The 6,077-nt window shown below is 64.2% G+C and carries 5 protein-coding genes and 1 pseudogene; 5 read left to right on the top strand and 1 reads right to left on the bottom strand.

Going from position 1 to position 6,077, the window contains the following annotated elements:
* Positions 1–23 precede the first annotated feature (23 nt).
* The 5 genes from ACP7B1_RS24330 (at position 24) to ACP7B1_RS24350 (ending at position 4,957) form a co-directional block, all read left to right on the top strand.
* Positions 24–1,583 carry an AMP-binding protein gene (locus ACP7B1_RS24330; RefSeq protein WP_426137394.1) on the top strand — a complete coding sequence of 520 codons (1,560 nt, stop codon included), beginning with the start codon at positions 24–26 and terminating at the stop codon, positions 1,581–1,583.
* The gene (locus tag ACP7B1_RS24335; RefSeq protein ID WP_426137395.1) at positions 1,550–2,026 is read left to right on the top strand and encodes a hypothetical protein; all 477 of its coding nucleotides are present in this window, start codon (positions 1,550–1,552) and stop codon (positions 2,024–2,026) included. The genes ACP7B1_RS24330 and ACP7B1_RS24335 overlap by 34 nt, the downstream gene beginning before the upstream one ends.
* Positions 2,023–3,219, top strand: coding sequence for a thiolase family protein (locus ACP7B1_RS24340; protein WP_426137396.1), 1,197 nt, complete (start codon positions 2,023–2,025; stop codon positions 3,217–3,219). The genes ACP7B1_RS24335 and ACP7B1_RS24340 overlap by 4 nt, the downstream gene beginning before the upstream one ends.
* A complete protein-coding gene (locus tag ACP7B1_RS24345; RefSeq protein WP_426137397.1) occupies positions 3,212–3,985 on the top strand; it encodes an SDR family NAD(P)-dependent oxidoreductase in 774 nt (257 codons plus the stop codon). Before ACP7B1_RS24340 ends, ACP7B1_RS24345 begins: the two co-directional genes overlap by 8 nt.
* Before the next feature lie 99 nt (positions 3,986–4,084).
* A complete protein-coding gene (locus ACP7B1_RS24350) occupies positions 4,085–4,957 on the top strand; it encodes a transporter (RefSeq protein WP_426137398.1) in 873 nt (290 codons plus the stop codon).
* Positions 4,958–5,641: 684 nt separating this feature from the next.
* Here the strand turns inward: ACP7B1_RS24350 and ACP7B1_RS24355 are convergent.
* Positions 5,642–5,962: pseudogene (locus ACP7B1_RS24355) on the bottom strand (HEPN domain-containing protein); the annotation flags it as partial.
* Positions 5,963–6,077 lie beyond the last annotated feature (115 nt).

Below are 6,077 nucleotides of genomic sequence, written 5' to 3' on the forward strand. Positions count from 1 at the left end.
TGGCCGCTGAAGGGATAAGAAACATGAACGACACGACCATTCATGGCCTGCTGAGGCGGCAGGCCATCCGCTTCGGGCAGCGCCCGTTCCTGACCTTCGGCGGGCAGACCCTGAGCTTCGTCGACCTTCACGAGATGAGCGAACGCGCCGCTGCCGGGCTTGCCGGGCTCGGCGTCGGCAAGGGTGACCGGGTGGCGCTGATGCTCGACAACTGCGTCGAGTATCTGGCGCTGTGGTTCGGTCTTTCGCGCCTCGGTGCCATCGAGGTGCCGCTCAACACCGCCCAGCGCGGGGCAGTGCTCGCCCATATGCTGCGGATTTCGAAGGCCCGCCTTGTGGTCTCCGAGGTGCATCACCTGCCGGCCATCGATGCGGTGCGCGGCGATCTCGCTTGGCCGTTAAAGACCGTGGTCCGCAGCGGCCCGCTGCCGGCCGGCGCGGTGTCCCTGGAAGAGCTGATGGCTGGCACGGACCGACCGCCCGAGACCGAGGTCTCGGCGCAGGACCCCTATGCGATCATGTTCACGTCCGGCACCACAGGTCCGTCCAAGGGGGCGCTGATGCCGCAGGGCTATGCGCTGGCCGCCGCACGCCAGATCTGCGAAGCGACGGGTTATGGCGAAGAGGACTGCCTCTACAATGCGCTGCCGGTGTTTCACGGCAATGCCCAGATCCTGAGTGCCTTGCCCGCATTGATGGCGGGTGCGCGCATGGTTCTGGTCGAGCGTTTTTCGGCCAGCCGTTTCTGGTACGACATCCGCACCCATGGCTGCACCGCGTTCAATTATATCGGCACGATCCTCTCGGTGCTGATGAAGGCGCCAGCGAGCCCCGACGACCGCCGGCATTCCCTGCGCATCATGATGGGTGCCGGTGCCGGAAAGGGGCTGTTCGAGGCCTTCGAGGCTCGTTTCGGCACGAGACTCATCGAAGGCTACGGCATGAGCGAGATCGGCGTTCCGATCATGAGCGATCCTGCGCGCGCGCGTCCCGGCTCCTGCGGCCGCCAGACGGCGCATTATGACCTGATGCTCGTCGATGCCGCAGGGCATGAGATCACCACTCCTGACACACCCGGCCAGTTGCTCGTGCGGCCGAAACGGGCAAACGGCATGATGATCGAATATGTCGAGATGCCGGAAAAGACGGTCGAGGCGTTCCGAGATCTTTGGTTCCACACCGGAGACCTCTTACAGTTTGACGCCGATGGCTTCTGGTACTTTGTCGATCGTGACAAGGACGCCTTGCGCAGGCGTGGCGAGAACATCTCGTCCTTCGAGGTCGAGCGCGTGATCAACACGCTGGAGACGGTCAGTGAATGCGCGGTCATTCCCGTGCCCTCCGACCTTGGCGAAGACGACGTCATGGTCTGCATCGTCCCGCGTGCCGGCAGCAATCCGGATCCTCAGGCCGTGCGCGAGCATTGCCGCGGCCGGATGGCGGACTTCATGTTGCCGCGTTACATCCGCTTCGTCGCGGAACTGCCCAAGACACCGACCGCGCGGGTGGAAAAGCACCGGCTGAGAGCCGAGGGCATAACCGCCGATACATGGGACGCAGACAGCGCGACGGTGCCGGCATGAGCGCGGCGATCCCCTCTCAACCCGTCCTGCCGCCCGAACTGGTCGCACAGTATCAGGTCGATGATGCCGGCAAGGTGCTGCTGCGCGCTGTGCGTGCAGCAGGCGGCGGCGAAGTTCTATTCCCGCCCCGCAAGTTCAGCGGGCCGAACCTGGCTCCGACCGAGGAGCTGCTTCTGCCCGGCGACGGCAGGGTCAATTGCCTGACCCGCGTCCGGGTGCGGCCGCCCTACGGGCTGCCACCGGGCTATGTGATCGGCTTTGTCGATCTCGATGCGGCGCCCCTTCGCCTCTTCGGCCTGTTCGAGAGCGGCGCGGAGCTTTCCCCCGGCAAACGGGTGACGCTCAGCCTGCAGGCGCTTGGTGTCGACAATGACGGCACGCCCTGTCTGCGACCGGTCTTCGTGCCGGTGCCGGCCGATCTTTCCGGAAAGGCTGCAGCATGAGCGCACCCTGGATTGCCGGATGGGGCCTGACGCCCTTTGGTCGCCACGAGGGCACCGATCTGGAGACGCTCGCCGCCACCGCGGCCCGGGCGGCCCTGCTCGATGCCGGCCTGCCGCCGGAACGCATCGGTCTTGCGGTCTTTGCCAATGCGCTGGCGGCCCGTCTCTCGGGAAGCCTGACGATCGGCCAGGATGCGCTCGCGCATGTCGGCGTCACTGGCTGCACCGTGATCAACACGGAGAATGCCTGTACGTCCGGATCGACTGCCTTCCACATCGCATGCCTGGCCATCCGCGCGGGTGAAGTCGACGCCGCACTCGTCGTCGGGGCGGAGAAGATGTTCCATCCGGCTCTCGGCCTGATCGATTCCGGCAAGACCTTGCCCGACACGCTGCTGGGGCGGGTGACGCCGGCCGGTTTCGCCCTGCGCGCCAGCCGCCATATGGAACGGTTCGGTACGACGGCCGAGCAGCTCGCCGCGGTTTCGGTGAAGAACCGCCGTGCTGCGGCCGGCAATCCGAATGCCATGATGCGTGAGCCGCTGACACTGGATGACGTGTTGTCTGCCCCGATGGTGGTGGACCCGCTGACGCGGCTCCAATGCTCCCCGATCGCCGACGGCGCCGCTGCCGTCGTCCTCGTCAGTGAGCGGCTGGCCAGGCAGACCGGCGCCCGGGCGCGGGTGCGCGCCTCGGTGCTGACCAGCGGCCAGTACGACCTGATGGCGGATCTGTCGGAATGGCAAACCGACAGCCGGACGGCGCAGCTTGCCTATGAGCGGGCAGGGGTTTCGGTCTGCGATCTCTCGGTGATCGAATGCCACGACGCTTTCTCGATCGCCGAGATCCTGCACTACGAGGGCCTTGGTCTTTGCACGCCTGGCGAGGGCGGTCGCTATGCCGAACGGCTGCTGGCCGGCGATGCGGGCTGCGTACCCGTCAATCCGTCGGGCGGGCTGCTGTCGCGCGGCCACCCGGTCGCGGCCACCGGCATCGCCCAGATCATCGAAGTGACGCGCCACCTGCGCCAGGCGCCCGGGCGCGGCGGCATCGGCCTTGCCCACTGCATGGGGGGCGACAAGGAGGCCGACACGAAATCCTGCACCATCGCCATCGTCGAGGCCGCCGATCCGGCGGGACGCGGACGGGATGCAGCCAGACCATCCAAAGAGGAGGAGAACGCTGATGGATAACAAGACTGAACTGACAGGCAAGGTCGCGCTGATCACTGGTGCAGGCGGGGCGATTGGTGGCACCACGGCCCGGCTTATGGCGGCCCGAGGGGCTTCCATCGTCGCCGTCGACCGGGACGAGGCAGCGCTTGCAACGCTCGCCGCCGATATTCCCGGCTGCACCTGCGTGGTGGCCGACGTGACCGAAGAGGCTGCGGTCCAGAACTATGTGGCGAAAGCGATCGCCGCGCATGGCCGGATCGACATCTTCTTCAACAATGCCGGGATCGAGGGCCATTTTCATCCGATCAACGAATACCCGACCGATGCCTTCCGCAAAATCGTCGACATCAACCTGATCGGGGCGTTTCTCGGCTACAAGCACGTCGTCCCCCATATGCTGGCCGCCGGAAAAGGCTCGATCATCGTCACCTCGTCGGTGGGCGGTCTGATCGGTACGCCGTTCATCAGCGGCTATACCGCGACCAAGCATGCCGTGCTCGGCCTGATGCGCAGCGTTGCTGCGGAATGCGGTGCGGCCGGCGTGCGCTCGAATGCCGTTAACCCGGGTCCGATCGAGTCCCGCATGATGGCCGATGTCGAAAAGGGCATGGGGGCGGGCATGCCCGATGGGGCCGTGCGCTCGATGATGACCCAGATGGTCCCCATGCGGCGCTACGGCACGCCGGCTGAAGTCGCCGAGCTCGTCGCCTTCCTCGGCTCGGATGCGGCAAGCTTCGTCAACGGAGCGGTCATGACCGTCGACGGCGGCTTCACCGCCGTCTGATCAACGACATCCGACACCCGGGTTCCGCTGCTCCTGGACTTCCAGACCGGCGGCGGGGCCCCTTGGGCGAACACAAGAAAAGGAAAGAGGAGAAGGGGAATGAATATCAACAAGTCATGGGGTTGGACGACAGGAATGGCGGCGATCCTCGTCGCTTTCGAGGCGCAGGCGATCGACACATCGCCAGGCGACTACACCCTGTTGCCGCCCGAAACGGCTATCGCACTGCAGTACTTCCAGTACTCCATGGCAGATGAGCTCCATATCGACGGTTTCGGCTCCGTGCCCGGCTCTGAGGTCGATGCGGTGCTCGGGGTCTCGCGCGTTCTCTACTATGGCGATGCCGGCGGGTTGCGCTATGGTTTGCAGGCCTATCTGCCCTATGGCAGCTTCACCGAGGCTCGCATCGGCGGCGGCGCCGTATCGGAGGCCAATGGTCTCGGCGATCTGACGGTCGGCGCGACGGCCTGGCTGATCGAACCGTCCGATCCGGTCACCGGAACGACCCTGGCGGCAACGGCATTCCTGACGCTGCCAACCGGGAACTACGATTCTGCCGGCGTCAGCATGGGGTCGGGTACCTACACGTTCACGCCGCAGATCGGTTTTATCCAGGGACTGGGCAGCGGATTCTACTTCGACGGCACGTTCGATGTGGCATTCACCCGCGACCACGACGACGGCGGCATCAATTTCAGCCGCGACCCGAGCTATCAGCTTCAGGCCTATCTACGCTATCAGCCGTCGCAACGGACCTCTTTCTCGCTCGGCTATTCCGGCAAGTTCGGCGGCGAGGTCTATGCCGATGATGTCTACACCGGGAACAAGACGCGGGTGGATTCCGTGCGGGTGTTCGCCAATCACTTCGTCACGCCGACCGTTCAGATCGAGGCCATGATCTCAAGGGACGTCAATGTTGAAGGCGGACCGTCGAATACGGTCACACAGCTTCGGCTTCTCAAGGTCTTCTAAATCCCTGCCCGACCTAAGGACATGGGGCGGCGGCTTCGTGCAGAAGGACTGCTCCCCATGTTTGTCGCGATCCTACACTTCTCGTGGCTGATTCTTTGCAGTCAGCACGGCCGAGACTTAGCTCCATGAGCTTCCAGTGTTGACGATACCCCTGCTGGCTAGCAGCTGGATTGCGCATATGGCCGCGCCTCGACGCGAAAACCACCATTTCGGCAAAATGTCGGGAGCGCTGTGTGCGCCGGCCGATGACACGGAACGCGCGGCCGGAGGCAGTCGGTACCGCCTCCCCTGCGGGTCGCTTTGCTGAGGCTCCCGCGGCTGCCTTTTGACCGTCCTTGGCGTGTCGAGAATTCCCGCTTTCCCGCCCTGCGGTCGGCGCTATGCTGAAAGCTCCGATGCTCTCCATTGTGTGCCCGGATCTCGCACGGGTGCGGTTCTGATCCGGTTCGAATTGGGAAAGGGTGCGGAACTTCGCGAGGTGAAGGGGGCGGTCTCCCAGAGCAGCTCTAGGTTATTCGCCCGCCGCCTAAGACCCGCGCCGTCGCTTTCGATCTCGCTGCTCAAGCGGGTTGCCGCGTGCCGGCGCTATGAGATTGCAACCTTCAAGGTCAACGCCCGAACTCTGGCTCCCGGCATTCTCGTCTGAGCTGCCAAAACGCAAGGTTCCCCGAAAGGTGGGTTGGTTCAACGCACCTTTTCCTCCAACTGGAGCAGGCGTTCTTTGCATATCGCTTCGACGGTGGATTGCAGTTTCTCCGTTCGCCCGATCAGCCAGGCCAGCGCTTCATCGCTGATCTCGAAATGTTCCGAGTAGCGGGCCTTCACATAGGCCTCGTTGAGGATGTTGTACCAGGCCGCAAAGCGATGCTGGTCGCGCGGCCACACCTCGATCAGGCGACGGTCGATATCCTCGGCCAGACCGCGTAGGAATTTGAGGTTGTGCGACGGCGGGCTGTAGTTGGTCAGGGTCAGCAACATGCAGGAGTAGGCCGTTTCGACGGCTTGGGGCTCCGTGGGCATTTCTACATTAATACACGCTAAGGGAATTTGAAGTTGTTTGGATTGAAGCGGTTAGCCCGGATTGGCCTGAAGCGTTCGAGGGGTCGGTCAATTTCGTTCC

Source organism: Phyllobacterium sp. SL163, assembly GCF_049896885.1.
Lineage (GTDB): Bacteria > Pseudomonadota > Alphaproteobacteria > Rhizobiales > Rhizobiaceae > Phyllobacterium > Phyllobacterium calauticae.

Excerpts from the sequence above, each read along its gene's own strand:
- ACP7B1_RS24330 (WP_426137394.1), top strand. The coding sequence starts at position 24 with ATGAACGACACGACCATTCATGGCCTGCTGAGGCGGCAGGCCATCCGC.
- ACP7B1_RS24345 (WP_426137397.1), top strand. The coding sequence starts at position 3,212 with ATGGATAACAAGACTGAACTGACAGGCAAGGTCGCGCTGATCACTGGT.
- ACP7B1_RS24335 (WP_426137395.1), top strand. The coding sequence starts at position 1,550 with ATGGGACGCAGACAGCGCGACGGTGCCGGCATGAGCGCGGCGATCCCC.
- ACP7B1_RS24350 (WP_426137398.1), top strand. The coding sequence starts at position 4,085 with ATGAATATCAACAAGTCATGGGGTTGGACGACAGGAATGGCGGCGATC.
- ACP7B1_RS24340 (WP_426137396.1), top strand. The coding sequence starts at position 2,023 with ATGAGCGCACCCTGGATTGCCGGATGGGGCCTGACGCCCTTTGGTCGC.